Raw genomic sequence first — 24,545 nt, 5'->3', positions numbered from 1 at the left:
AACGGTGATGGATATGCTACGGGAAGCGCTCCGGCTCAGCTACCGTGACGTAAAGACGGAAAGCGAGGCGCGCCTCGCGGACCTGCGGACCGAAGCCAAACGATTGGCCGGATCCCTCGAGCGGCTCTATCTCGACAGCGTGGCCGGCAATGTGCCCGCCGCCGCTTATCCCAAGCTCAAAGCCAAGTGGGAAATGGAGCTCGCCACCGTCGACGAGCAGATCGCCGCGTACGGCCGTGCGAACCGAGCGACGTGGGAGGACAACGTCCAAATGTTGGAGTTAGTTTCGAACTCCGCCGCTAGGTTCAAAACCGCCTCGATCGAGCTCCGGCGCGCGATGCTGAAAAGCCTACTTTCGAAATCGCAAATCCTTGACGGGAAGGTCATTCTAACCATGCGTCCCGAATTCAATTTGATCTTACAGGCGAACCTCGAATTGATCGAAAACCCCACCTTGGAGACCGATTTCGAGAAATGGCAGGGGCGACAGGATTCGAACCCGCGACCTGCGGTTTTGGAGACCGCTGCTCTACCAACTGAGCTACACCCCTGCGTGGCAGACACGATAATTTACCAGAATCGGAGATGACCGCACGCCCTGGTTGCCGCCGAGCCCTCGTCAACCATCACTCCACCGATCTTTGCCTCCCCAACGAGAGATCGCTCGTCGTACGTTTTTGTACACCCCCCTCACCAGTGTACAAAAGGTACAAAACCGACTCGAATTAGGTTCAACCTGGAACCGCCGCCCTGTCTCCCGCGTTGCGATGATCCGGGTCCGAAAGGCGTTTGTGACGGTGATTTCAGCGTTGCGTTGGTCGCTTCGGGCAAAATGAGGTTCTATGCGCCGGGCTGCGTCCTTGCTTCTGTTGTTTGCGTTCGTTTTCGGTCTTACCGGGTGTCGGCAGGACGACAATTCCGTTGCGCTCAAGGTCCGTCCGAAACGGTACAGCAAAGTCGTCAGCCTGTCTCCAGGCACGACCGAGCTTCTGATGGCGGGTCTTTCGATGTACGACCTGAAAGGCAGGACCGCGTACGACGACTGGCCCAAGATGTCGGTCGACAAGGTCCCGGTCGTTGCCTCGGTAAAGCCGGACTACGAAAAGCTTGCCGCGTTGCGCCCCGACCTCATCGTTTACGATGCCTCGCTCTTCAACGAGCAGGATCTCGCCAAGCTCAAAACCTTGGGCGCCGATGAGTTCAAGATCGACGCGAACGATCTGGACACGTTCCGAAAACAGGTGTTCGAGCTCGGCTCGCTCACCGGAAAGGAAACCAGCGCCAGCGACTATATCGACAAGATCTATATCGCCCAAAACACCGCTCAGGGCGCCCTCCCCACGCCGAAGCCGCGGGTTGCCGTGATGATGCCGAGCGCATCCGGCGATCACTACATTGCCGGAACCGACTCATTTGACGCGAATATGATCCGCGCCGTCGGCGGCGAGCCGATCGGACCGGCGGGCACCACGTTCGTCAAGGCAAATCCGGAGTCGCTCGTAGCCCTCAACCCGGACGTGATCGTGGTGGGTGTGGCAAAGAAAGACCAATCGGGAGTCGTCGCGCTTTTGAACGATCCGCGGATCAAGTCGATCAACGCGATCAAGAATCGGAAGATCCGCGCCCTCGACGCGGACGTCCTCTTACGGCGCGGTAGCCGGGTCGACCTGCTTATCAGTGGGCTCTATCGGGCAATTTCTGGTTAGGTTTCCAAAAATGAATAGCGCAGAAATCGGAGTATTCGGCGGTTCGGGCTTTTATAGCCTGCTGCAAGACGTTCGCGAAGTTAAGGTCGATACCCCTTACGGCCCCCCTAGCGACGCGGTTTTCTTGGCGACGGTGAACGGCCGAAAGGTGGCGTTTCTTCCTCGGCACGGGCGGCACCACACGATTCCGCCCCACATGATCAATTACCGGGCGAACGTCTGGGCGATGCGGTCGCTCGGTTGCCGCTGCATCATCTCGCCGTGCGCGGCGGGTTCGCTCCAGTTGGAGGTCGCCCCAGGCGATTTCGTGGTATGCGACCAATTCGTCGATCGAACGAGCGGTCGTAAAGACACCTTTTTCGACGGACCGATCGTCACCCACGTCTCCCCCGCGGACACCTACCACCCGATCCTGCGAAAGCTCGCGATCGAGGCGATTCGCGAAAATGGAATCACCTGCCACGAGACCGGAACCGTCGTGGTGATCCAAGGCCCGCGCTTCTCGACCAAGTCGGAAAGCAAGTGGTTTCACGACGCCGGCTGGGAAGTAATCAACATGACCCAGTATCCAGAGGCGTACCTATGCCGAGAGCTGGGAATGGGAGTGGTGAATATCTCCCTGATCACCGACTACGACAGCGGCGTTCACGCCGGCACTGAGGCGGTGAACGCCCATAACGTCCTCGAGGTCTTCCGATCGAATTCGGAAAAGATCAAACAGGTTGTGCTCGACTTGATCGGGAAAATTCCCGCCGATTTGGAACAGGTGAGCACCGTCGCTGATCTCGAATACACCCGTGGCGACGGCCACGCGATGAGCCCGGAGGATATCCGGCTCTTCCGCGTATTGGATTGACGCGTACTGGATTGATATGACGCTCGCTTTCGCTCTCGTCGCTTCTTCGCTCTTCGGCTTCCAAGGCACGCCGCCTGCCGCAACGCCTCAAACCCCGAGCGGACTGATCGTCGAGAAAAAGAGCGTCGATCTTACCTTTCCGGCTCCGGCCCCAACGCCTCCATCCGCCGAGATCCTTGCGTGGCACGGTTGGGGTTATCTGAACGGAGCTGCCGCCGAGGCGCCGGCTCGATATCTCGCCGGATACAACTTGACCTCGCTCGAAAAATTCGGCGAGCAAACCAAGGCGATAACGCCTACCACAACGCTTCGCGTCCGTTTCGTCGTCTTCGAGCGGACGGAAACCGAGTTCCGCGACGCCGCGGGCGTCCTGCGGCTCGACCAGCGTTGGACGCCCGAGTATTACCTCCGGCGAACTTACGAGTCGATCGCGCGCCTTGCCCTCTGGGTCGCCGCGGAAACCGGCGGAAAGGTCAAGCTCGTACCGGAAATCTCGGTCGAGCACGAAATCGAGCGTTCCGACGATTTCGGCCCCGCCTTTGCCCGGCGCTACTTTGGCCCCCGAATCAACGGCGGCGGTTATGAGGCGGAGGACAAGATCTTCCGCGGTCCGTATCAGTCGGCCATCTACATTCTCCCCGGCGCGGACAGCGCGCCGACGGAGCCCACCTGGGTTAACGGAACGCCCGTGCAAGGGATCTCCAACACGCAATTGGGTCGCCCTTGGGCGCCCGGCGACTTGGACGTTCGGCTGCACGACCTACTTCAAAAACAGATGCTGCTGCGCCTAGCGCCGCGCGGCTATGGGGTCGAGGTCGACGAGGGGCCAAAACCAGAGGACTGGGCCGAAGTCACAGCTACCACCGAACTCCCCACTTCGACCCTTCTCGAACGACTTGGGACGCGGAAAACGGCCAGCCTTTGGCAAGGCGTGCCCGTAGCCGCGCCAGTTTCCACATGGAAATACGACTTAACCGACGTCGAGCTGGCGCCTGACCCGGAAAGGGGCCAGGTGCTTCACGTGACAGAAAAGGCGTTCGGGCGCAATTCCGGAGTCGCGTTGCCGGTACGGAAAGACGGCCAGCCGTTAGCACGGGTTGCCGACACCCCCACGCTCAGCTTCTCCATCCGGACCAAGGCCGAAGACACCATCGGGTTGGCGATTCATGGGAATAACGGCCACACCGCTTACGTCACCCTTGGCCGGGATGTCAATTACCGCCAAGCCGCGCCCTCGGCTAGTGCGATGCCGGTTCCGCTCAAGACCGACGGAACGTGGCAGAAGGTCGGTATCGACCTCAAGCCGCTCGCCGCGGCGGCCGGGTTCGACTCCGTAACCGGTATTTCCATCGAACCGGCTCCAATTTCGGTGATGCGCGACCGGCGCATCCAGGAGCCGATCGTCTTCGACCTGGACGAGATTCGGTTTACCAGCGACCCGCCGACCCCTCCCTACGCCGATCTCCAGCCCAGCGCAACTTCGCCGGACAGCGAGGAGCGAGCCCTCTTTGCCGCGAAAGCGACCGCCAGCTCGCCTGAGCTCGTCGCCCTCATCGTCGACCCCTCCTCCTTGGTTCGCCTCAACGCCGCGGACGCCTACCTGAGAATCAAAGACGACCTCGCTCAGCCGAACCTGATCAAGACGGCGATGGGGTTGGATCCGGTGGTCGGGGCTACCGCGCTTCGAGCGCTTGCCCACCAAGGTGGGCAGATTGCGATGACGACGGTGGAGCAGGCGATGCGCTTGGGCCTTACTTCGTACACTCGGGAGGCGGCGGCCCGGATCTTGGGAGAGACCAAAGAGGCCCGCTATGTCAACGATTTTCAGATCCTGCTGACCGACCGTAGCGCGCGGACGAGGGTTGCCGCCGCCGAGGCGCTGGCCAACATGCCGGGAAAGACGGCGGCGCTGCTGCGGATGCAATTCTTGGAGCAGGAAGACCCAGAGATCAAGCTCGCGGTCACCACGACCGCCGATCCGAACGACGAATACCAGATGCGGAAGCTGCTTTGGTCGGCGGTCAACGAGCCGAGCGACGCCGTTCGCGCTGCCAGCGACATCAAGCTGATCTCTTCCACCAATCCGCAATTCCGAACCGAAGGTTATAAAGGGGTTCGCGACGACAGCCGAACGACCCGGCTGATCGTGCTGGAAAGCCTGGCCGCTCACCCGGACGAGGCGCACCGTGCCGCGCTCCGATTGGCGGTCACCGACCGGTCTGCCGAAGTCCGGGCGGCCGCGCTTCGGGGTTTTGCCGCTTTGGAAAAGGGAGCGGAACCGGACGAGATCGCGAATGTCCTCGATGACCGCCATCCTTCCGTCCAGTTGGCGTTGATCGACCTCGCCAAACGCCACGGTATGAAGCTTTCGGACGCTACGAAAGGATTGATGGCCTCCAGTCCCGACGAACGGGTTAAGGCTGCAATGAAGGATTTACCGGCTACGGATTTGAATCGATAGGCCAATCATCTCACCCAGGGAACGGTGAGCCCCGGCTACCCTACTAAGGAACAGAAACGACCCAAATGGCGCACTGGAGCGGCTAGGCGGCGTAGGCTTAATAAGCGGACATTTTTTCTGATGAGCGAAACGAAGAAGAGTTTAATCGCGGCCGGCTGGATCGTCGCCGCCTGCGGAGCGTTCCTTATCGGGTCGAATCTGCGTGACCGAGCCGACCTCTCGGCCGCGCCAACGACTAAGTTGGACAACCTCGTCGCCTCCCGGAACGGCGGCGCTCCGCAGGGCGGCGACGAGATCCCGGCCGGAGACTTTTTCTATTCTCTTACCGAAAAGCTGAAAAAGGAGTACGTCGAGCCGATCAACGACGAGCAGAAGCTTGCTTCCGGCGCGGTTCGAGGCATGGTTGGCTATCTCGCCGACCCCAAATCGGTTTACATGGACAAGGACGCTTTCCGCGTCTTCCTCAACGCTCGCCAAGGGAAGTACGAAGGGATCGGCGCCGACCTCGCCCTTCTTCTTCCTTCATCTAACAAGAAGGCCAACCGCTCGGCTCTCCAGCCTACGCCTACCGAAGAAGGGGCCGATCCCCGGCAGCAGGCCCTCTCCACCGACTCGGCTCCCGACCAAGCCTCGTTTCCGCGCCTTACCGTCACGAGCGTGGTTCCGGGCGGACCCGCCGACAAAGCCGGAGTCAAGCCGGGCGACATCGTCTACTCCATCGACGGCCACTGGCTGCTGAACGCCGACCTCTCGATCCGCTTCATGAAGGCGCGAAAGCTTTATGATCAGAAGAAGCTTCCGCTGGCGGATTTGAACGCGCTTCGCAAGGAAGTCCGCGATAAATGGGAGCGAATGATCCTCCCTCTGCGCGCCCGGGATCGGCTCTTTGCCGGAACCGCCGGGAACGTTAAAGTCGTTTGGGAGCGAAACGGAGAGCAGCGCGCGACCACGATTCAGCGGGCGCCCTCTAGCCGGACCGGGTTCCAAGCCGCAAACGGGGTTATCCAGCTCCCATTTACGCCCGGCTCCCCAGAGGCGCTGAAGCAGGCGATCGCGGGCAAGCCGGAAGTGACGCTCGACCTCCGCAACAATACATTGGGCGACTTCTCAGCGATGCGGCAGTGCCTTGCCGTCCTCGCTCCCGCCGGCCAATACGGAGTCCTCACGACGAACCGGAGCGACAAAACAACTCCGTTCGCGATCGGCCAAGGTAACGCGAACCCGCCTAAGATCACATTGATTACCGACCGAACGACGCGTGGCGCGGCGGAGATCTTCGCGCTCGCACTTTCGTCGAAGGGGCTGGCTAAGCTGAGCGGAAGTGAAACCGGTGGAGACCGGGATATCTACGATATCGTCGAGCTCCCAGATGGGACCGGTTACACGCTGGTGACCTCTCATTTCAAACCAAGCCTCGACACCAAGTCCGCGCGACTCGCCAAGAACGGAGGCCGCAAGTGAACACATCCAAGAACATCGCCGCCATCCTCGGCATCGCCGGCTGCCTCGTTTTAGGATTTTCCTATCGGGATCTTCAACAGGGTCAATTGCCGCCGATCCGGTCGGTGAACATGCTGTTCGGCGTGAAGACGACCGCCAAAACCAGCCCCGAGCAGGTGTTCAAGCAGTCTTACCAGCGGATCCTCTCCTCGTATGTGCATCCGGTAAAGGCGCAGGACCTCAAGTACGCGGGCATGTCCGGCCTCATGGCCTCCCTGGGCGATCCGCACACCCTGTTCCTCCCGCCAGCGCAGGCGCAGGAGTTTGCTGACGAAACGCGGGCCAACTTCTTCGGAGTGGGAGCGAAACTCTCTTCGGACCCTCGGGGCGCGAAAGTGGCGGTGGTGTTCGATGACGGGCCCGCTTACGCGGCCGGGCTTCGCAAAGACGACGTCATTGTGTCGGTTGAAGGGAAGTCGGTCGCGGGGCTGGACGTGACAGAGATCGTCAAGCGGGTCAAGGGTCCGGAAGGCACCTTGGTACACCTGCTGATCTCTCGTCCTGGCACGGCCAAGCCGACGCCGATCAACATCCGCCGGGCCCGGATCATTTCGCCGACGGTGGAAGGGGTCTACTTCAAAGAGAGCAACGTCGGGTACCTCAACGTCACCCAGTTCGCGGAGCCCACCACGATGCAGTTCGAGCGGGAGCTCGACAAGCTGGAGCGCAATCCGATGAAAGGCTTGGTCATCGACCTGCGCGGCAATCCGGGTGGATTGTTGGAAACCGCCGTCGACATGCTGAGCTTGTTCGTCCGCGACAAGGTGGCAGTAAAGATGCGGTTCCGGGACGGACACGAAGAGACCGCCCACACCAGTTCGGGGGCTCTGCGGCAGTTCAACTATCCGGTCGCGATCCTCATCAACGAAGACTCGGCCAGCGCCGCGGAGATCTTCGCCGGTGTGCTCAAGGATTACAACAAAGCAATCCTGGTGGGCAACCACAGCTATGGTAAGGCATCGGTGCAGAACGTCTTCCCGATGGTCGATAACTCCAGCGCCAAGATCACGATCGCGCGCTACTACCTTCCGATGACTCCGTTCATCGGTCGGAAAGTGGATGAAGACGGCGTCTTCCTCACCGGCGGCCTCGAGCCATCGGTCAAGGTCGACCTCGACTGGGACAAAACCGAGCCCGTGCTCGGCGAACCGAAACGCGACAGCCAACTCGCCCGGGCGATTCAGGTCTTGCAAGATAAAGCGCGATAGCTTCTACCGCCGAGACAGGCGGTAGAATGACCCCCTGTGCGGGTCGCCAAGCCCATTCTGCTGCGTCTGTTGTTCGGGCTTCTTAGCCTGATCTTTGTTTCGTTTGTCACCTTTGTGGCCGACGAGATCGCGCCGGGCGATGCCGCTACCATGGCGGCGGGGGACAAGGCGACGCCGGAGACGGTTGAGCGGCTTCGACACCAATTTGGGCTGGACCGTCCGTGGCCGATCCGGTACGTCGAGTTCCTCGGCAAGGCATCTCACGGAGACTTCGGAGAGAGCTACTTCGGCACTCGTGAAAAAGTTAGCGACATCGTCAAACGGACTTTGCCGATGACGGCCAAGCTCGCTTGTCTCGCAATCCTTCTCGCATCGGGAGTCGGAATTCTCCTCGGCACTCTAGCGGCGGTTTACAAGAACCGCTTCGCCGACCGTGGGGTTCTCACGATTAGCACTCTAGGCGTTACTGTGCCTAATTTCGTGTTGGCGCCGCTCCTCGTCTTCATCTTCGTGATTAAACTCGACGTGCTCCCACTTACCTGGGTGACGGAATTGAAGGCGCCCGAGATTTATTATCTAATCTTGCCGGTTTGCATCTTGGCGGCAAGGCCGATGGCGCTGATCACGCGGCTCACCCGGGCGACGATGATCGATACGATGCAGCAGGAGTTCATTCGGACGGCGGTTGCGAAAGGGGTTCCGAGGCGCCGGCTGATCTTTCGTCATGCGCTTCGGAATGCGATTTTGCCGGTGATCACCGCGATCGGCACGAGCTTCGGCTTCCTCCTTACCGGGTCGTTCGTCATCGAACGGTATTTCGTGATGCCGGGCTTGGGAAGCGCTACGATCGAGGCGATCCAGCAGGGGAACATGCCGGTCGTGCAGGCCGGAATCATGATTACAGGCTCGATGTTCATCCTTCTCAACCTCTTTGTGGACATCCTCCTTCCGATCTTAGATCCTCGCATCAGGGAGTCGCAGATTTGATCGTCCGCGTCCCTGGCCGAAAGCGTTCGCGCCGCGACCCGTTCCTTATCGTCGGAGCGATTTTCTTGGTGCTGTTGGTGGCCTTCGCTATCGTGGGGCCATCGGTCCGCGATGCGCAGCTTCATTCGCTCTCCAAGCACCAGCCGTTCACCAGCGTCTACGACGACGTCGCGAAGCCGTTTCTAAACGCTGGCGGGCACTTCCCTCTCGGTACCGATCCGCAAGGCCGCGATGTCGTGGCCCGTATTGCGGCCGGCGCGCGAATCTCGCTGACCGTCGGCTTGGTGGTTCAGCTTTTCGCACTCGTAGTCGGCGTTACGGTGGGAGTCTTGGGGGTCTTCGCTCCGCGTTGGATCGCCGGTCCCGTCATGCGTCTGACCGACGCGATGTTCGCGTTTCCGGACATTTTGTTGGCGATCCTCATTATTGGCGCCATCCAAAGCTCAAAAGTGCAGGTTCCGGGCGGGAAACTTGCGCCCGTCATCGCGGCGTTATCGATAACGGCGTGGCCGTCGATTGCTCGATTAGTGCGCTCTCAGGTGGCAACCCTCAAGGATCGCGAATTTGTCGTCGCGGCCAAAGCGACGGGAGCCTCTACCTTTTACAATGTGACCCGGCACATTTTGCCGCAGCTCGCCGGCATTTTGATGGCGGTCAGCATGATCGAAATCGCCGGTACCATCCTTGCCGAGAGCACGCTGAGCTTCCTGGGAATCGGTATCCAGGCTCCCGAGCCGAGCTGGGGAAGCATGATCAACAGTGCCCGGGAAAACATGAACAGCTTCCCCGAGCAGCTCATCCCCCCTTGCGTCGTTCTGTCTCTGACTGTTTTCGCCCTTAACTTCGTCGGCGACGGTCTGAGGTCGTATTTGGATCCGAAGGAAGGGAAGTAACGTGGCACGGGCGGCTCGCCCGCCCCTGTAAGAAACGGCACCTAGCTGAAAATTGCCTTCTGAAAACCTTAAGTTCACCGATTGAGATGCCTTGTAGATCGTCAACGTTCTGATGTCCGGAAGGTTCTGCGACCCGCTCCGGGGTCGGTTCAGATCGGCCTCATTTCCCCGGGTAGGAAACCCGGGGCTAATCTCTGACACCCCTTCAGGGTGGTTGCCGCGAAAATGAGCCGTGTCCGTCTACTGCTAGAGCGACGACCTTCATTCTTTGGATGACCTTGAGGAATTTGGTCGTCCTTTCGGGACTGTCCGCAGGTAAGAACCAACCTGCGCCTACACGGCTTCGCCGTAAAAATGCTGCATTCGTTCCCGACCTCGGAGAGGTCACAGAAATTAGCCCGGGGTTTCCTACCCCGGGACAAAAAGGGCTGCTGAATACATGTACGAATCTGGTGGGGCCGGTCTGGAGACCAGCGGTCCGGCCCCCTTGAAGACTCACTCCAAGGTCAGGTAATCGACGTAGACCGAGCTTCCTCCGGAGAAGCCCGAGGCGCCGGTTAGGAACTGGATGCCTACTTCCCGAACGTTGGTCAGGTTGGCGACGCCGGTTAGGTTTAGGCTCAGCGTGGTCCAGCCGGTGGAGTTGATGGAGACCGCGCCTCCGTCGTACCAGGTCCATCCCGAGCCGGTCTTGATGTAGAGCTTGGCGGTCATTCCGCCCGCGCCATACGTGCCCCAAGCCGCCCGACGGACCCGTGCCCTCAGCGTTACTTTGCCGGAATAGTTGTCGTCGAAGACGCGCGCCTGTACATAGGAGGCGTTGTTCGCAAGAGTGACATCCGATTTGAGGGTGTAGGCGCCATTGGCATGCTGTTCGGTCACGCTCCAGGGTCCGCCAACGATATTGGTTCCCGTCCAACCCGAGATCGTGTTTTCGAAGTCGTACTTCACGATCACCGGCGAGCCGTTCGGATTGAAGCTTTGCAAGGTGTAGCAAATCGGGCGCCAGGTTCCGTTGCTGTAGAGGAACCGGTGCATGTTCGTCGAACCGGGATAGTCGTAGAACCACGAGAGAGCGCCCGACCAGCCCCGATCGCGAGCCTGAGTGATAAACGCGCTGGCCGCGTTGTTCTGGGCGGTGTCGCTGTTGGTGACGGGACCGTACTCGCCGAGGATGATCGGCTTGTCGAGCGCGAGTGAGGCTACCGTCGGGAGGTTCGGGCTGTCGTTGTACTCGTGATAGTCGTAGTAGTCGAGCCCGAGCCCGGAATAGGTGCCGTTCGTGATCCAGCCCATCCACTGACAACTGCATGAGACCTGGCGGCCGGGATCCACAGTGTGGATCTTGGTTGCTACCGCGGCGATCAGGGTACGCATCGACGGCCAGTCGGTGCCCGTGTTCGGGACGCCGAGGTTAGACTCGTTCATGATGTCGTAGGAGAAGATGGTGTTATTCCCCTTGTAGCGCAGCACAAGCGGACCTACCACATTGTCTAGAAACCGTTGCTGAGCCGTCGCATCGGTGCGGACGTTCTTGATCGTCGCCACATCGTCGTAGTCGAAGCTCAGCAGAGTGAGGTACAGAGACATTCCTTTCGAAGAAGCGGTGGCAACGATGTTGTCCAGGTTCGTGAGAAAGGTCGAGTCTAATCCGGTCGCGTAGCCGTTGGCGTCGAAGGTGACGCCCTGCCAGTTCTCCATCAGCCAAAGGCGCATCACGCCAAGGTTCATGCTGCGCATGTCCTGGATATAGCTGGCCATATGGGTCGAGTTGTAGGCGCACCCCCAACTCGGGTGCTGAGCGTTGATCCCAATGTCGTGGTCATAAGCGGCATCCAGCCATGCCAGATTGGCTCCGTGGACATAGGCCGGCACTCCGTTGACCTTGAGCAGGTTGACCGTTGTCGGCCTCGGCGTTAGGCGGGGCGTCGCACCCCAAGCCGTCAGTAAGGTCGCGCCCAGCGCGACGGTAACGCGTATCACTTTCCAAAAGGCAGTCATCGCCCTCCCTCCTTCGCAACTTCGTCGTTGCGATACAAGTGTAGTTGAGGGCGGGTGGTTTTGGAGCGGCTCTCGCCGTTCACCTGCGGCACAGGGATTGCCCGACCCGTGGTCGGACCCTGCCAGATGGCGCGTCGGGGAGGCAGAGCTGGAGCTCTGCGGTCCGCATCCGTGGGCGACTTGTTATTTTTCCACGGGCGAGACTTTCAGAACCTTGTCGCCCTTCTGGACCTTCTTAAGGACATCGGATCCGGCGACAACCTTGCCGAAGACGGTGTAGTTGCCGTCCAGGAAGCTGGCTTTGTCCAGGAGCATGTAGAACTGGCTGTCGCCTGAATCTCGCTGGCCGAGCGGATGGGCGAGGCCGACGGCGTCGGCTACATTGTTGTAGCCGCTGTCTTCGTAGGCGATCCGCTCTCCGCTGCCGCCGTTGCCGCTGAGATCGTTATTCTTGGAATTCGGGTCTCCGAACTGGACCAGGTACGGCTTGGGCGAGGTCTCTACGCGATGAAACTTCTGACCGTCATAGAAGTTCTTTTTGACCAGCGCCAAGATGTGGGCGGTGGTCTTCGGCGCTTCCTTCGTGTACAGCTTGATATAGACGTCGCCGCGCCCCTCGATCTCGAGTTTGAGCACGGTTTCGCCCGCCTTCGGCTTGTAGCCTTGGGCAAAGGCGGCAGGCAGAAGGAGCATGGTCAACAGCAGAAGAAGAAAGCTTCGCATTCGTTTCCTTACACCTATCAGACGTTTGAGCGGGGCATACCGCTCCGGCGGTTTTCAGTCGTTCAATTGACGACCGTATCCGTCCATCCGGACGCCGCCCGCAAGAATAATAATCCCATCGACCCAGCTCCACAAGATGCCGACGCCACAAAGGGACAGTACCAGTTGGAGCACTCCAATCGCCGAAAACCCCAGATACATGCGGCCGACGCCGGGGACGATTAACTGGAGGATGCCCCCAAGTGTCCGGCTTTTATCGCTGCGGGTAAGGGGGAACGATAGGTAGTTGGGGGCCTGGTTGGCGAGGGTCTGATCGAACGGCCGTGGACTCGTTCGCGCCAGCGGGGGAGCGGGCGGGGCAACGACTCTGGGAGTGGGGGAGGGAGGAGGGGTCGTGTAAGGATCGGCGCGGCGAAAGGAGGTCGCCAGCTCGGAAATCTGATCGGCGGCAAGCCACTCGGACATTCCAGCCCGCCAAACGTAGGTGTCACGGGCAATGACGCCTCCCTCGACGAGCTCATCGATTTGCTCGCGGGTGAGCGGTCCCAATTGACCGTAATGCCCGATGTAGTACCACTCCGCCGTCACAGGTTCATTGCCTACCCAACTCTTGCCCTTTGGGTTTCGTTGTACCGCAGAAAATAGGGCGCTCTGCGTTCCGGATTTGCGGAGTTACGGAGCGAATCTATTAATAGTCGGCGTGATTATCGTCGCTTCGTCCACGAACCTCATATTCGCGCGCAATCACCTTCGGATAAATGATGGTGGCGCCAATTGCGATGATGACGGACACGGCCAAGCCGATCAATGCGCCCTTCGCACCATTGTCCACGTCGCCGCCCTGGAGATCTTGAACGTGCTGCGAGGCAGCGAACGTGCCTAGGTAGAAGGAGAACAGAGTCAAAACCACCGGACTCACGACCCACACGAGGATCATGGCCATGAGCACTTCGTGATAGGCGACAAGCTTTCGTACGGACTGCGGCAGCATCGCCTTCTATTTTGCACCATCGGCCCCTCGCGTGGCACGGGCGGCTCGCCCGGGTCTCGATACTCGCTCGATAGCCAATGCGGAATCGAGTAGGCAACACGTTAAAGTGCCAAATGGACCTATAATTAGGCACCCATGACTTGCCCGTTGGCTGCCTTGGTTTTGCTCGCTAAGACGACGAGTCTTCAGTCCGAGCAGATCTTGACTGGCAAGGGTCGCACCCTTACTCCGGTCACGGTCGTTCCCGCCCAGGTTTCTGCCCGCTGGTGGCACCATCGCCTCTATTCGCCCGATACCCCCGCCTACGGAAACGGTTTTTGGGGCGTTGTCGAAGCTTCGACCAGCGACCAACTTCGGAGCGACCTGGTGCGGATGCGGAAGCTTCAGTACACCTGGTGGGAGTGGCTGGGCAAACAGGGCCGTCCTGAGCCGATGCCATTTTCAGCGTTCAACACGCTCGGCCCGATCGCCGTCGTGGACGACGAGGCGTGGTCGGCGAGCTGGGGCATCCTCGGCCCAGGCGCCGCAAGGGAGGTCGCCGCGCGCAAGCGCCGGCTGGACGCTTGCCGAGCCCTCGAGGACACGCTGTTCGGAATATTCGACGATGGAAGCTGGTCGAACACCTTCGAGCGCGATCTGTTTCGCAATCAGGGTCTCGCCCTGTACCAGGCGCCTTGGCTCGCCAATGCCATCTCGCGCCTCCGGGTCATCGAGGTTTACCTGCGCGCCGCCACCCCGCTTCCATTCAATGGGATTAACGGTGACTTGGCGAACCTCTCGGATATCTCGAAGCACCTGTTCGAAGCGGCCGATCAACTTGGAAAGTCTAAACCGCAACCTGGACTCGTCACTCCTGCGATCAGTACCGCGGATGCCTTGGCGCTGCTAAACGGGAAGTTCTCTAACTACACGGTAAACGCTGGCGAAGGCGGCGCCGGGAGCACCGGCGGGACCATGTCGTTCGCCTTCACCCAAACCGGCTTCGAGCTGAGCCAGGCGCCGGCCGGCTGGTATGGCGGAATCGAGCCGGTTGCTTTCGCCAACGTCGACCCGACCACCGTCCGATACGATCCGCTCTTCGGGGGAGAACAGCGGGGCGGAATCGTGTTCCAGCCGAACGACAAGATTCGCGCGTCGTACCGGGGGCCCAGTGGCCTTCTCCTGCCGCTCGGAACGACCCCACGTGAGGCGGAGAGTCTTGCCCAGGCGTTTCGTCGGTTGGCCCGGGTCGCGAATGGGGTCGCCGTTGCCGAGCCGGATAAGGTCGCCGAGGGGACAACGGAGCCGGACGAGCCGACGAAGGAACTGGTCGCCCGCCTTCGACTCATCGCCGATCGCTTGCAGGAGGTTGGTTCGATGCGCTTCCAGCCGGGGGAGATTTCGGCTCGTGCCCCGGTTCCCCTCATGGCCGCGGTGGCGCAACGCAATGGGAAGTGGCGCGACAGCGAGGTTTATAACGTGGTCGCTAAGCAGTTGGCTCCGGGCGGCACCTTCGGTATCGGCGGCAACCGGGTGCAGCCCTACCCGTTTATGCAAAGGGTGGCGGTGCCAATGAACCTAGATCCGATCGAAGCCCCCACCTGGAGCATCGTTCGGGTCAACCGGGAGGGGGGGACGACGAACGTCGTGACTCGCCAAGCATGCCGGGCCAAGAACAAGAAGACAGGCCGGCTCTATATCGTTTCGCGTCTTGTGCAAGAGTCGTGGAGCGGCGCTTCTACCACGCCCCGTCTCCTCGGGATGCGGCTCCTCGATGCCCGCGAGGTCGAGGTCCCGGCGGTTGCCAATGCCGAAGGGCTTGGCTCTAATTTCTTCGCTTACGGCGACGACCTCATGCGGGACAATCGCCTTCCGGAAGCGGAGAAGATGTTCCGCCGAGCGATCACGATGAGGCCCGATTGGGCTTCGGCTTGGAACTCGCTAAGCGTTGCGATCGTTCGGCAGGGCCGGGTCGACGACGCGGCCCCCTACTGCCTACAAAGTGTCCGGCTCAATCCAAAGTTCGTTCTCGGCCTGACCAATTTGGCGGATATCCGACGGGTGCAAGGAAAGATTGCCGAGTCTCTCGATCTCGCGACCCGCGCCACTACCGCGGCTCCGAAGGATCCGTGGGCGCACACGGTTCGCGGCCATGCCCTGTTCGCCAACGGCGACTTCGCGGAATCGGAGAAAGAGTATCGCTCCGCCATCGCATTGGAGCCGGGTAACGGCGGTAACTACGCCGACCTCGCCGGCGCCCTACTGCGGCAAGATAAGAAGACCGAGGCCACCGAAGCCGCCAGCCACGCCATCCAACTCGGCTGGCGCTCCCACTGGGTTTACAAAGAGCTCGCGATCCCCAAATAGCCCTCCTTCGTCCAGTAAACCAAGGAGAGGCTGAACGGCGGGCAAATTACCGTTAGTGGACTGGTGGCCTTACCGGATGTAGGAGCCCAGAAACGATTGAGATTGGTGGGTCACGTTTAATCAGTGGTTACATCATCTGAATGAGGATAGAGAAGGCGTCGGGCAAAGCAGTACTAGCAACGCGTGGATTAGGTCAGCTAGCAAATCCATGAAAATCCACAAAAAAATTCGAACCCCTTGACAAGTCTGGGAAAGCAGCTATAATGTGCTTGACCACGTTTGTGGGTGTCGATTTCTCTGGCGGGTGTTTCTTTCGATGTCGTTTGTCGATTCTGACTTTCGATTTTGATTCCGTTTTCGCTGATTTTGACGTTTGTTCTGTCGTTTTCTATGACGCCTGGCGTTGTCGTTTACGTTTTCTCTTTCGAGTGACGAAAACAACAAGCAATAGGAGAACATCGTTGATTTACTTCAAAACACTCACTGTCCTGGCATTCGTCGCAGGCGCAATTTTTTACAAGATGATGGGAAATGCAATTCAGCCATTACTGGATGGATTGATCCTCCTTGTATGCGCTCAGGTGACGTACCAAAGCGTCGTGCTTAAGGCATCGGACGAAAGAGAGTCCGCTCTTCCGGTTAAGGGAGTCCAGCATGGCGACTAATAAGCGTATCTTCGTGGTTGACGCTATCCCCTTTAGAGGCGACATGAGTTCCCTCGTTGAAGGCGTGGGCATCCACGTAGAAGGAATCTTCGGAGACGCAAAGGTAATATGGATCGTACGCACCGATCAGGAATTTGCTCTCGGCTCGCCTAATGAGCGACTTCAAGTCCTGGTTTCGCTGCCAACTTCTGTCACTGAAGTGATTGAAGAATGCGTCCGCGAAGCAGTTAACACTTCGCCGGGCGATTTGGTCGTGCACGTCCTTTCCCATGACAGAGCCGTATTGAGTTCGGCTACGAAATTGAATTCGTCGTCGACGATCGTAGTAACAACGAATCTCACGGTTGCCGCGGGGGTGGATAAGGGCGTAGCCCCATCTTCACCCCCGCCATTAGGTATTGGCATCACCGAGAAGGATAGGTTGGCGACCGAGGAAGTGTTATTCCGCGGAAAGCATTTCAGCCGCGAGACCGGTATTAAGAAACTTGCGCTAAGACCCCTGCTGTCGGCAATGGATCCGTACTTCACTACGGCCAATCATCCCTTGGGGCAACTTTTTATCCGAAAGCTAATGGCTCACGGCGAATCCCACGGGTGGCTTTGCCAGGGAGAACCCTTGGCGGGCCATGAGCCCGTTTGGTTGACCGAATCTGCCGTTCAGGAAATTCGCAAAAGGAGGGCCGAGCCTTTTGGGTCTGACTCGGTCCCGCCAACCCCTCAACCGAAACTGGAAGAAGCCCTCGCGCCGGACGGCCGATCTCGTGATATCACCCGGATGGAAGGTTCCTTAGCTTCGGCCCGAATTGGCTCCCCTGTCGACTGTCGGAACCTTCTATTTGAGGCTTTCGAAGAACTAATATCAGTGAACAGCGATGAAGGAATAGTATCATCGAAGCTACTCTCCGAGGCCCGTACTAAAGCGTGTGGTAGCTCTAGATCTGCTAGGCGGGATTCGCAGGCATGGGCGAATATCAGTGAATGCTTTTTTCGAATGCTACTTACCTCCGAAGTTCTGCTGGGTGGCGACGGTAAGCCCATTCCAAAAGTAATTGGTGCTTACTCAGCGCCGGTGTACTCCTTAACGGATCGTTGGCGGGTAAAGGCAGAGTCCGCGATGCTGTATCATATTGTTCAGACTTTTCAGCCCGTGCCTCTTGAACAATTAAACAGTTTAGCGCGGACCATTTACCACCAAGGGAAAGACTCGGAGCCTATTGAGGTGATGAGGGGCAAACTGGATATTCTGCTTGAGTATCTTGCCAGTGATGTGGGTTCCATAGCTGTGACGGACTCTGGCGCTTTAATAACCATTAAACCTCCCACATCTGAGCTTACGCCGCCAGATGGTTTCGTCTTGGAAGTTGCTTCAGCGCACTAGATTCATCACCGCAGGGATTTCGAAAGCATTCAAGCTATTCTTGACGTCGGAGTAGGATGCTTTACAGTGAAACTTGATACATTGAGCCATACAATCGCGAAATGGCGGCAACGCGAGTGTATGGTCTTTATTTGGCTTAGGGTTCCCTAACTGCGGAATTGGTTAGCCAAGAGCAGGCAGCCGCCGAATGTTTTCGACTAGATTTCGCCCGATCGCGTTCGCGATCGCGCCGAGCTCGGGCATCAGCTTTTCGAAGGTTTCGATGGTGATGCTTTGGGCGCCGTCTTTGATCGCGTGATCCGGGTTCGGGTGAACCTCGATGATCAAACCGTCCGCTCCGACCGCGACTGCCGCTTTACTCATCGGCGCAACCAGCTCCCGTCGCCCGGTCCCTTGAGAAGGATCGACGATGACCGGCAAGTGAGACAGCGAATTCAAAGCCGGGATGGCACTGAGATCCAGGGTGTTGCGGGTGTACGGCTCGAAGGTGCGGATGCCGCGCTCGCAGAGCATGATCCGTTCGTTGCCGCCGGCGGCGATGTACTCGGCGGCGAGCAGCCACTCTTCAAGCTTGGCGGTCATTCCGCGCTTTAACATCACGGCGGTGCGGCACCGGCCGACCTCCGTGAGGAGGTCGTAGTTCTGCATGTTGCGCGTGCCGATCTGGAGAATGTCGGCGTATTCGGCCACCTCTTCCACCTTGCGGACGTGCATCACTTCGGTGACCACCTTCAGCCCGTACTTGTCGGCCGCGGCTCGGAGCAGCTTGAGGCCATCGGTTCCCATCCCCTGGTAGGAGTAGGGCGAGGTGCACGGCTTGTACGCGCCGCCGCGCAGGATCTTGGCGCCCGCCGCCGCCACTCGTTCGGCGGTTTTGAACAAGCCTTCCTCGGATTCGACGGTGCAGGGGCCGGCCATCATCACGACCTCGTCGCCGCCGATGATCACGCCGCCGCCGAGGTCGATCCTCGACTTCTCGCCCTTGTTGTATTCCTTGGCGACGAACTTGTACGGCTTGGTGATAAGGACGACGTCCTCCACCGAGTCGTAAGCTTTGAGCTGGTCGATGAAGTCGACTTTGGTGTGCTCCGACCCACCGACCGCGCCGATGACCGTCTTTTCAACGCCGAAGATCGGGTTGACCTGATATCCGAATTCGACCAGCCGCTCGCTGATCTCTCGCACCTGTTCGGCGGTGCTGCCGCCCTTGAGCACGACGATCATTTCGCGACCGCCGGGGTTGTTACGTTACGAAGCTCTTCAACGAAAATGTCCATTTCTTCCTGAGTCCCAATGCTCACGCGCAGGCAGTTCGGGTTACCGAGGAGGTCGCCTGGGCGCGTGATGACGCCCCGTTGGAGGAGCGCCTGGTAGATCGGCCGGGTGGGCCGATGAAAGTCGGCGTACATGAAGTTCGCGAAGCTCTCGCCAGGCTCCGCGCCGACCTCGGCAAAGACGCCGGCGAGGAGTTCGAGTCCTCGCCGGTTGTGCTCCACCGTCTTCCGGACATGCTCATCGTCTTCGAGAGCGGCAATCGCGGCAACCTGCGCCAAGCGACTTACGTTGAAGGGTTCTCGCGCGCGGTTTATCGCATCGACGATCGTCGTCGACGCGAATCCGTAACCGATGCGAAGGCCGGCCAGCCCCTGAGCTTTGCTCATGGTGCGTAGACCGACGACGTTCTCCCGCCCCGCTTTGATGTATTCGAGGGAGGTGGGGAATTCGGGATGGTGCATGGCGAACTCGTAGTACGCCTCATCGAGGACCACAACCACGCTTTCCGGCACCCGGTCCAAGAATCGATCGACCGCGTTCCGCCGCACAATGGTGCCGGTCGGGTTGTTCGGGTTGGCGAGGTAGATGATTCGGGTGTTCTCATTCACCGCGTCGGCCATCGCCTCGAGGTCTTGCACATGCTTGCTGTCGACCGGGATCTTGACCAGGCGGCACGGCGCCAGGTGCGCGGATGCGTCGTACCGGGCGAAGCCGGGATTGCACATCATCAGCTCGTCGGTTGGCTTGTCGAGCGTGATGAGGCCGAGCAGGTGGATCAGCTCGTCGCTGCCGTTGCCGACCATGATCTGGTTGGTCGCGATGTCGAACTTGCTGGAGATCGCCTGCTTTAGGGCGTACGCGCCGCCGTCCGGATAGAGGTGCATCGTACTCGCGGCTTCCTGGATCGCGGCGACCGCCTTCGGGGACGGCCCGAACGGGTTTTCGTTGCTGGCGAGCTTGACGACGCGAGTCAGTCCGAGCTCTCGCTTAACCTCTTCGATCGGCTTGCCTTGAACGTAAGGCTCCATTCCGAGCACGTTCGGGCGAATGGGAATCATTCCGCTATTGTGGCAGGTCGTTCGGTTGGGGATCGATCGAATGCCCGGTTTTGGTTATTCTGACCAGCACGCCATCGAGGTTGGTAAGGGTGGAGATCACATCGTGGACTCGATCGGCTAGGGCCACGAAATCCGAATCCTCCGTGCAGGTGACGATGCCTGCGTGAATGCCGCTGACCTTGCGGTGAAGCCGTACGAAGTCAACTCGGTTTAATGTGAGAACTGCCCGTCCCGTCTCCTTGGCGAACTCCAGAACGTCTTCGTCCGGAATTCTTCTGTTGGCGTTTCCCGCATCCTTCGATGTGAGCACGTCGTGGCCAAGGTTGCGTAGATGCTCGACGACGGGAAGCGGCAGATTCTCGTTGCCATAAAATCTAGCCAATCAAGTCCTCGGCAGCTTGGGCTTCGATCTGGGAGTCAATCTGCTGCGAGTGCCCGGCATAGTAGCTCCACACGGCAAGCAGGTCTGAGGCATCTAATTGCGGATATGCGCGAAGCAACTCACCGTCAGCAAGCCCCTGCCGACGAAACGAAACCAGCAGCCAAACCGGAATTCGGGTTGCTCGGACGCACGGAACTCCACCCATAACACCGGGCGTCGTTTGGATCGGTTCAAGTGAGGATGTTAGCCGGGCAACGAGTCCCCTAATTGAAGAATCTGCCAAACCTATGGGATTCCCTCGCACTGCCCAGACAACCGCAGCGATGAGTTCGTCTGGTTGCGTGCCAAGGTCGCGAGCCGTTTTCGACAGTTCTTCGTACTGTTCGTCGGTAATGGTGATTGTTTTCACGGCGGGGCTTTCACTGGGTTGGCGTGGTTAGTGCCCTGTTGGATTCCATTTTGCTTTACCCAATGATACGTCGAAGGCTTGGCTATGCGCGGCACACGTAGGTGCCGGCTACACGGCTTCGCCGTAGGGGGATTCGGTCACAGCGTACCGATGCGCCTCGTCCGGTACGCTACGGGTTACATGGCCGTGCTCGAAGTTCGCAATCTTGAGGTTTCTTTTGGGTCGACCAAGATCCTTCAAGGGGTCTCGTTCGACTTGGAGGCGGGGCAGACGCTTGGCGTGGTTGGCGAGTCCGGGTGCGGTAAGTCGATGACCGGGTTCGCGATCATGGGCATGCTGCAAGCTCCGGGGAAGATCTCGGCGGGGTCGATCAAGCTCGATGGGCGGGAGCTCGTGGGATTGAAAGAGCGAGAGCTGCGCCAAGTGAGAGGCGAACAAATCGCCCTCGTGATGCAGGACCCGTTCACCAGCCTTAACCCGATGATGAAGATCGGGCACCAGATCGGCGAGGCTTTCATGCTCCACCAGGGGATGAACAAGCAGCAGGCCTGGAACAAGGCGGTCGAGATGCTCGAGATGGTCGGCGTTCCCGCCCCTCCGGATTCGGCGCGTAAGTACCCCCACCAGATGAGCGGCGGCCAGCGTCAGCGCGTCGTCATCGCGATGGCGTTCGCCTGCCGGCCGAAGGTGCTTATCGCTGACGAGCCGACGACCGCACTCGACGTCACCCTCCAAGCCCAGATTCTCCGGCTCCTTCGTGATCTTCAGGAGAGGGAAGGGACCGCCGTCATGCTCATCTCGCACGATATCGGAGCGATCGCTTCGATATCGCAGCGGATTGCGGTCTTTTACGCGGGGCGCATCGTGGAGACAGGACCCGCGGAGCGGGTGCTCCGCCACGCCGCGATGCCGTACACACGGGCTTTGCTGAACGCCTTGCCGCAGGTGGGCAAGAAGCGGTTAGAGGCGATCGGAGGCCTTCCACCGGATTTCACCGACCTCCCCCAGGGCTGTCCCTTCCGCCCTCGCTGTCCACTTGCGTTCGACAAGTGCGTCGAGGCGCCGCCTCTGGAGCCGGCCGAGCCGGGCCACATCGCCGCATGCTGGCTAAAAGACGAGGTTCGCGACATGCCTCCCGGTGCACCGCTTCTCGCGAGAGGCGTAGTTCCGCCTTCCTAGAAGCCATCCTGCCGTCCGGATTTCTCCACCCCCAACCCCCTCCTCATCGCACATACATCGACGAGGAGGGGGCTTCGGACTGTAAACTTCCGCGCGTGACACCTGTCCGTGTTGGAATCGTCGGCCTTGGGAACATTAGCGGGATCTATCTTCAAAACTTAACCGCCTACGCCGCCACCGAAATCGTGGCCGTCGCCGACCTCGATCGAAGCCGGGCCGCTCAGGCCGCCGATAAGCACGGGGTTCCGCACGTCCTTTCTCCAGACGAGCTTCTGTCCCATCCGGACGTCGACCTCGTTTTGAATCTCACGATCCCCAAAGCGCACGCCGCCGTCGCTTTGGCGGCGGTGAAGAACGGGAAGCATGTCTATAGCGAGAAGCCGCTCAGCATCCAGCGCGAGGACGCCCGCCAGGTCATCGAAACCGCCAAGGCGAAAGGCGTCCGCGTCGGCTGCGCTCCCGACACATTCCTCGGGGCGGGAATCCAAACCTGCCGTAGGTTGATCGACGAGGGTGCGATCGGCGACCCGGTTGCGGCCAACGCGTTCATGCTGTGCCGGGGGCATGAGACTTGGCATCCGAGTCCGGCCTTTTATTACGAGCAGGGGGGCGGTCCGATGCTGGACATGGGACCGTACTACGTAACTGCGCTTATCAACCTCCTTGGCGGTATTCGGCGCGTGACTGGCTCCGCCCGCGCCACGTTCCCAACGCGCACCATCACCAGCAAACCCTTGAACGGCACGGTGATCCCGGTGGAGACGCCGACGCACCTTGTGGGGGTGTTGGATTTCGATTCCGGCGTCATCGGGCAGATCACTACCAGCTTCGACGTCTATGGCAACCCGATGCCGCCGATCGTGATCTACGGCACGGAAGGGACCCTCTACGTTCCCGACCCGAACGGGTTCGGTGGAGAGGTATTCATCTCTCGCCGGGGAGGCGATAAGGAAAACATCACTCAAGGCCATGGCCGGCGGGACGGCGATATCGAAGGTGTGCCCCTGAAATTTGGCTTCGCCGGGAACTCACGTGGGGTCGGCGTGCTCGATATGGCTCACGCCATCGTCGAGAACCGACCGCACCGTGCGAGCGGCGATCTGGCGTTTCATGCCTTGGACGTTATGCTTTCCGTGGAGGACGCCTCCAACCAGGGTCGGCACATCGAGCTCTCTTCCGGCGTCGACCGACCGGCCGCGATGTCTGAAACCGAATTTGCGTCCTGATCCTAACGCCGGCTTGCTAGGAACAGTGATATATCGATAAGCCTAAAGGGGACCTTGGCGGGTAACCTTCTGCGCCATGACACCCCTCCGCGTCGGCATTGTCGGCATCGGCAATATTAGCGGCATTTACTTTAAGAACCTTGGTTCTTATCGCTCAACTCAAATTGTTGCCGTGGCCGACCTCGATACATCCCGCGCCGATGCCGCGGCAGCCAAGTACGGTATTCCGAATTCCCTTACCGTCGATCAGTTGCTCGCTCATCCGGACGTCGACCTCGTCCTAAACCTAACCATTCCGAAAGCGCATGGCCCGATCGGCTTGCAGGCGGTTGCTGCCGGCAAGCACGTGTACAACGAGAAGCCCCTTTCTACCGAACTAGAGTCCGCTCGCCAATTGGTCGAAGCCGCAAAGGCAAAGGGCCTGCGCGTCGGTTGCGCCCCCGACACGTTCCTGGGCGCGGGTCTCCAAACCGCCCGGAAGGCGATCGATGCGGGTGAGATCGGTACCCCGATCGGCGCTCAGGGGAACATGCTCGCTCGGGGCCCCGAACCTTGGCACCCAAATCCGGAATTCTTTTACAAGCCGGGTGGTGGACCGATGCTCGATATGGGGCCTTACTACATGACCGCCCTTGTCTCTCTCCTTGGTCCCGTCCGGCGCGTCGCCGGACTTGCGCGCGCGAGCTTCCCCACTCGGACAGTTGGTAGTGGCGCGCTCAAGGGAAATGTGATTCAGGTCGAGACTCCGACCCACTTTGTGGGCGGCCTCGAGTTCGTCCAAGGCGCGCTCGGCCAGACGCAGTTAAGCTTCGACGTCTATCACTCGTGGGCGGATCATCCGATCGTCATCTTCGGTAGCGAAGGGACGATGCGGGTGCCGGATCCAAACACCTTTGGTGGCGATGTGACGGTGCGTCGGCACAACGAGGAGGATTGGCGCGTGATCCCAAACACGCATGGCTTCGCCGAGGACTCCCGGGGCCTCGGAGTCCTCGACATCGCCCATGCGATAAGCGAGAACCGTCCCCACCGCGCCAGCGGCGACCTCGCGCTGCACGTGCTGGAGATCATGCTCGCCTTCGAGCGGTCGTCCACGGAAGGCCGGCACATCGAGCTGAACCCCACCATCGACCGCCCCGCCCCCATGGGGGAGACCGAGTTCGCCGACGACCTGTAGTAGCGTCGGCGCCCTCGCCGATGAATCCGGGCGCTAGGCGTTGGGGCATCGGGGACGGTTGGGTCGCATGTGCCTCACTCGACCGGTCAAAGCCTAACGGCCGGCGCCTTAAAACCTGTTACGA

21 protein-coding genes and 1 tRNA gene are annotated in these 24,545 nt (G+C 59.8%); 12 read left to right on the top strand and 10 right to left on the bottom strand.

From position 1 onward, the window contains the following. Positions 1 to 16: 16 nt before the first annotated feature. Together OP10G_RS25535 and OP10G_RS00645 are read right to left on the bottom strand one after the other, a co-directional pair. Positions 17 to 271, bottom strand: coding sequence for a hypothetical protein (locus tag OP10G_RS25535; protein ID WP_084178746.1), 255 nt, complete (start codon positions 269 to 271; stop codon positions 17 to 19). Between the two features lie 204 nt (positions 272 to 475). After that, positions 476 to 551 (bottom strand) — tRNA-Trp (locus tag OP10G_RS00645). Positions 552 to 842: 291 nt separating this feature from the next. On the opposite strand from OP10G_RS00645, the gene OP10G_RS00640 reads away from it, so the two are divergent. From OP10G_RS00640 to OP10G_RS00610, 7 genes are all read left to right on the top strand, one after another. After that, the gene (locus tag OP10G_RS00640; protein ID WP_025227826.1) at positions 843 to 1,706 is read left to right on the top strand and encodes an ABC transporter substrate-binding protein; all 864 of its coding nucleotides are present in this window, start codon (positions 843 to 845) and stop codon (positions 1,704 to 1,706) included. 10 nt (positions 1,707 to 1,716) lie between these two features. Then, positions 1,717 to 2,562, top strand: a complete 846-nt coding sequence (locus OP10G_RS00635; RefSeq protein WP_025227827.1) for an S-methyl-5'-thioadenosine phosphorylase — start codon at positions 1,717 to 1,719, stop codon at positions 2,560 to 2,562. 16 nt (positions 2,563 to 2,578) lie between these two features. Beyond that, the gene (locus tag OP10G_RS00630) at positions 2,579 to 5,023 is read left to right on the top strand and encodes a HEAT repeat domain-containing protein (RefSeq protein ID WP_025227828.1); all 2,445 of its coding nucleotides are present in this window, start codon (positions 2,579 to 2,581) and stop codon (positions 5,021 to 5,023) included. Between the two features lie 120 nt (positions 5,024 to 5,143). Next, on the top strand, positions 5,144 to 6,484 hold the full coding sequence (locus OP10G_RS00625; RefSeq protein ID WP_025227829.1) for a S41 family peptidase: 1,341 nt from the start codon (positions 5,144 to 5,146) through the stop codon (positions 6,482 to 6,484). Next, positions 6,481 to 7,731, top strand: coding sequence for a S41 family peptidase (locus OP10G_RS00620; protein WP_025227830.1), 1,251 nt, complete (start codon positions 6,481 to 6,483; stop codon positions 7,729 to 7,731). Before OP10G_RS00625 ends, OP10G_RS00620 begins: the two co-directional genes overlap by 4 nt. A gap of 36 nt (positions 7,732 to 7,767) precedes the next feature. Then, on the top strand, positions 7,768 to 8,718 hold the full coding sequence (locus tag OP10G_RS00615) for an ABC transporter permease (RefSeq protein WP_025227831.1): 951 nt from the start codon (positions 7,768 to 7,770) through the stop codon (positions 8,716 to 8,718). Then, a complete protein-coding gene (locus OP10G_RS00610; protein WP_025227832.1) occupies positions 8,715 to 9,611 on the top strand; it encodes an ABC transporter permease in 897 nt (298 codons plus the stop codon). The genes OP10G_RS00615 and OP10G_RS00610 overlap by 4 nt, the downstream gene beginning before the upstream one ends. Before the next feature lie 495 nt (positions 9,612 to 10,106). Here OP10G_RS00610 and OP10G_RS00605 read toward each other — a convergent pair whose 3' ends face one another. From OP10G_RS00605 to OP10G_RS00590, 4 genes are all read right to left on the bottom strand, one after another. Beyond that, positions 10,107 to 11,612 carry a glycoside hydrolase 5 family protein gene (locus OP10G_RS00605; protein ID WP_025227833.1) on the bottom strand — a complete coding sequence of 502 codons (1,506 nt, stop codon included), beginning with the start codon at positions 11,610 to 11,612 and terminating at the stop codon, positions 10,107 to 10,109. A 183-nt stretch (positions 11,613 to 11,795) separates the two neighbouring features. After that, complete coding sequence (locus OP10G_RS00600) at positions 11,796 to 12,335, bottom strand: peptidylprolyl isomerase (RefSeq protein WP_025227834.1); 540 nt, start codon at positions 12,333 to 12,335, stop codon at positions 11,796 to 11,798. 54 nt (positions 12,336 to 12,389) lie between these two features. After that, positions 12,390 to 12,923 carry a DUF4339 domain-containing protein gene (locus OP10G_RS25530; protein WP_025227835.1) on the bottom strand — a complete coding sequence of 178 codons (534 nt, stop codon included), beginning with the start codon at positions 12,921 to 12,923 and terminating at the stop codon, positions 12,390 to 12,392. Between the two features lie 100 nt (positions 12,924 to 13,023). Further along, a complete protein-coding gene (locus tag OP10G_RS00590; RefSeq protein ID WP_025227836.1) occupies positions 13,024 to 13,326 on the bottom strand; it encodes a hypothetical protein in 303 nt (100 codons plus the stop codon). 135 nt (positions 13,327 to 13,461) lie between these two features. On the opposite strand from OP10G_RS00590, the gene OP10G_RS00585 reads away from it, so the two are divergent. Both OP10G_RS00585 and OP10G_RS00575 read left to right on the top strand, forming a co-directional pair. Further along, a complete protein-coding gene (locus tag OP10G_RS00585) occupies positions 13,462 to 15,672 on the top strand; it encodes a tetratricopeptide repeat protein (RefSeq protein WP_025227837.1) in 2,211 nt (736 codons plus the stop codon). A gap of 654 nt (positions 15,673 to 16,326) precedes the next feature. Continuing rightward, positions 16,327 to 17,715: a hypothetical protein gene (locus tag OP10G_RS00575; RefSeq protein WP_025227839.1), complete on the top strand. Its 1,389-nt coding sequence runs from the start codon at positions 16,327 to 16,329 to the stop codon at positions 17,713 to 17,715. 162 nt (positions 17,716 to 17,877) lie between these two features. Here OP10G_RS00575 and aroF read toward each other — a convergent pair whose 3' ends face one another. Genes aroF through OP10G_RS27290 form a run of 4 tightly spaced genes read right to left on the bottom strand, consistent with a single transcriptional unit; the run spans position 17,878 to position 20,839 of the window. Continuing rightward, complete coding sequence (gene aroF / locus OP10G_RS00570) at positions 17,878 to 18,939, bottom strand: 3-deoxy-7-phosphoheptulonate synthase (protein WP_025227840.1); 1,062 nt, start codon at positions 18,937 to 18,939, stop codon at positions 17,878 to 17,880. Next, positions 18,936 to 20,048, bottom strand: coding sequence for a histidinol-phosphate transaminase (gene hisC, locus OP10G_RS00565; RefSeq protein ID WP_025227841.1), 1,113 nt, complete (start codon positions 20,046 to 20,048; stop codon positions 18,936 to 18,938). Before hisC ends, aroF begins: the two co-directional genes overlap by 4 nt. 4 nt (positions 20,049 to 20,052) lie before the next feature. Further along, the gene (locus tag OP10G_RS00560; protein WP_025227842.1) at positions 20,053 to 20,430 is read right to left on the bottom strand and encodes a DUF5615 family PIN-like protein; all 378 of its coding nucleotides are present in this window, start codon (positions 20,428 to 20,430) and stop codon (positions 20,053 to 20,055) included. After that, the gene (locus tag OP10G_RS27290; protein WP_025227843.1) at positions 20,423 to 20,839 is read right to left on the bottom strand and encodes a DUF433 domain-containing protein; all 417 of its coding nucleotides are present in this window, start codon (positions 20,837 to 20,839) and stop codon (positions 20,423 to 20,425) included. Before OP10G_RS27290 ends, OP10G_RS00560 begins: the two co-directional genes overlap by 8 nt. A gap of 180 nt (positions 20,840 to 21,019) precedes the next feature. On the opposite strand from OP10G_RS27290, the gene OP10G_RS00550 reads away from it, so the two are divergent. From OP10G_RS00550 to OP10G_RS00540, 3 genes are all read left to right on the top strand, one after another. Then, positions 21,020 to 22,018 (top strand): ABC transporter ATP-binding protein, encoded by a 999-nt coding sequence (locus OP10G_RS00550; protein WP_025227844.1) that lies wholly within the window; start codon positions 21,020 to 21,022, stop codon positions 22,016 to 22,018. 95 nt (positions 22,019 to 22,113) lie between these two features. Beyond that, positions 22,114 to 23,244 (top strand): Gfo/Idh/MocA family protein, encoded by a 1,131-nt coding sequence (locus tag OP10G_RS00545; protein ID WP_025227845.1) that lies wholly within the window; start codon positions 22,114 to 22,116, stop codon positions 23,242 to 23,244. A 76-nt stretch (positions 23,245 to 23,320) separates the two neighbouring features. Then, positions 23,321 to 24,421 carry a Gfo/Idh/MocA family protein gene (locus OP10G_RS00540; protein WP_025227846.1) on the top strand — a complete coding sequence of 367 codons (1,101 nt, stop codon included), beginning with the start codon at positions 23,321 to 23,323 and terminating at the stop codon, positions 24,419 to 24,421. Positions 24,422 to 24,545: the final 124 nt, after the last annotated feature.

It is taken from the genome of Fimbriimonas ginsengisoli Gsoil 348, assembly GCF_000724625.1.
GTDB lineage: Bacteria > Armatimonadota > Fimbriimonadia > Fimbriimonadales > Fimbriimonadaceae > Fimbriimonas > Fimbriimonas ginsengisoli.
The sequence above is the reverse complement of the archived record's forward strand: the minus strand, read 5'-3'. Positions and strand labels throughout refer to the sequence as shown.

What these genes read in the sequence shown, in the direction of transcription:
- OP10G_RS00625 (WP_025227829.1), top strand. Translation starts at nt 5,144, where the DNA reads ATGAGCGAAACGAAGAAGAGTTTAATCGCGGCCGGCTGGATCGTCGCC.
- OP10G_RS00635 (WP_025227827.1), top strand. Translation starts at nt 1,717, where the DNA reads ATGAATAGCGCAGAAATCGGAGTATTCGGCGGTTCGGGCTTTTATAGC.
- OP10G_RS00540 (WP_025227846.1), top strand. Translation starts at nt 23,321, where the DNA reads ATGACACCCCTCCGCGTCGGCATTGTCGGCATCGGCAATATTAGCGGC.
- hisC (WP_025227841.1), bottom strand. Translation starts at nt 20,048, where the DNA reads ATGATTCCCATTCGCCCGAACGTGCTCGGAATGGAGCCTTACGTTCAA.
- OP10G_RS00640 (WP_025227826.1), top strand. Translation starts at nt 843, where the DNA reads ATGCGCCGGGCTGCGTCCTTGCTTCTGTTGTTTGCGTTCGTTTTCGGT.
- OP10G_RS00575 (WP_025227839.1), top strand. Translation starts at nt 16,327, where the DNA reads ATGGCGACTAATAAGCGTATCTTCGTGGTTGACGCTATCCCCTTTAGA.
- OP10G_RS00585 (WP_025227837.1), top strand. Translation starts at nt 13,462, where the DNA reads ATGACTTGCCCGTTGGCTGCCTTGGTTTTGCTCGCTAAGACGACGAGT.
- OP10G_RS00630 (WP_025227828.1), top strand. Translation starts at nt 2,579, where the DNA reads ATGACGCTCGCTTTCGCTCTCGTCGCTTCTTCGCTCTTCGGCTTCCAA.
- OP10G_RS00605 (WP_025227833.1), bottom strand. Translation starts at nt 11,612, where the DNA reads ATGACTGCCTTTTGGAAAGTGATACGCGTTACCGTCGCGCTGGGCGCG.
- OP10G_RS00590 (WP_025227836.1), bottom strand. Translation starts at nt 13,326, where the DNA reads ATGCTGCCGCAGTCCGTACGAAAGCTTGTCGCCTATCACGAAGTGCTC.
- OP10G_RS00600 (WP_025227834.1), bottom strand. Translation starts at nt 12,335, where the DNA reads ATGCGAAGCTTTCTTCTTCTGCTGTTGACCATGCTCCTTCTGCCTGCC.
- OP10G_RS00550 (WP_025227844.1), top strand. Translation starts at nt 21,020, where the DNA reads ATGGCCGTGCTCGAAGTTCGCAATCTTGAGGTTTCTTTTGGGTCGACC.
- aroF (WP_025227840.1), bottom strand. Translation starts at nt 18,939, where the DNA reads ATGATCGTCGTGCTCAAGGGCGGCAGCACCGCCGAACAGGTGCGAGAG.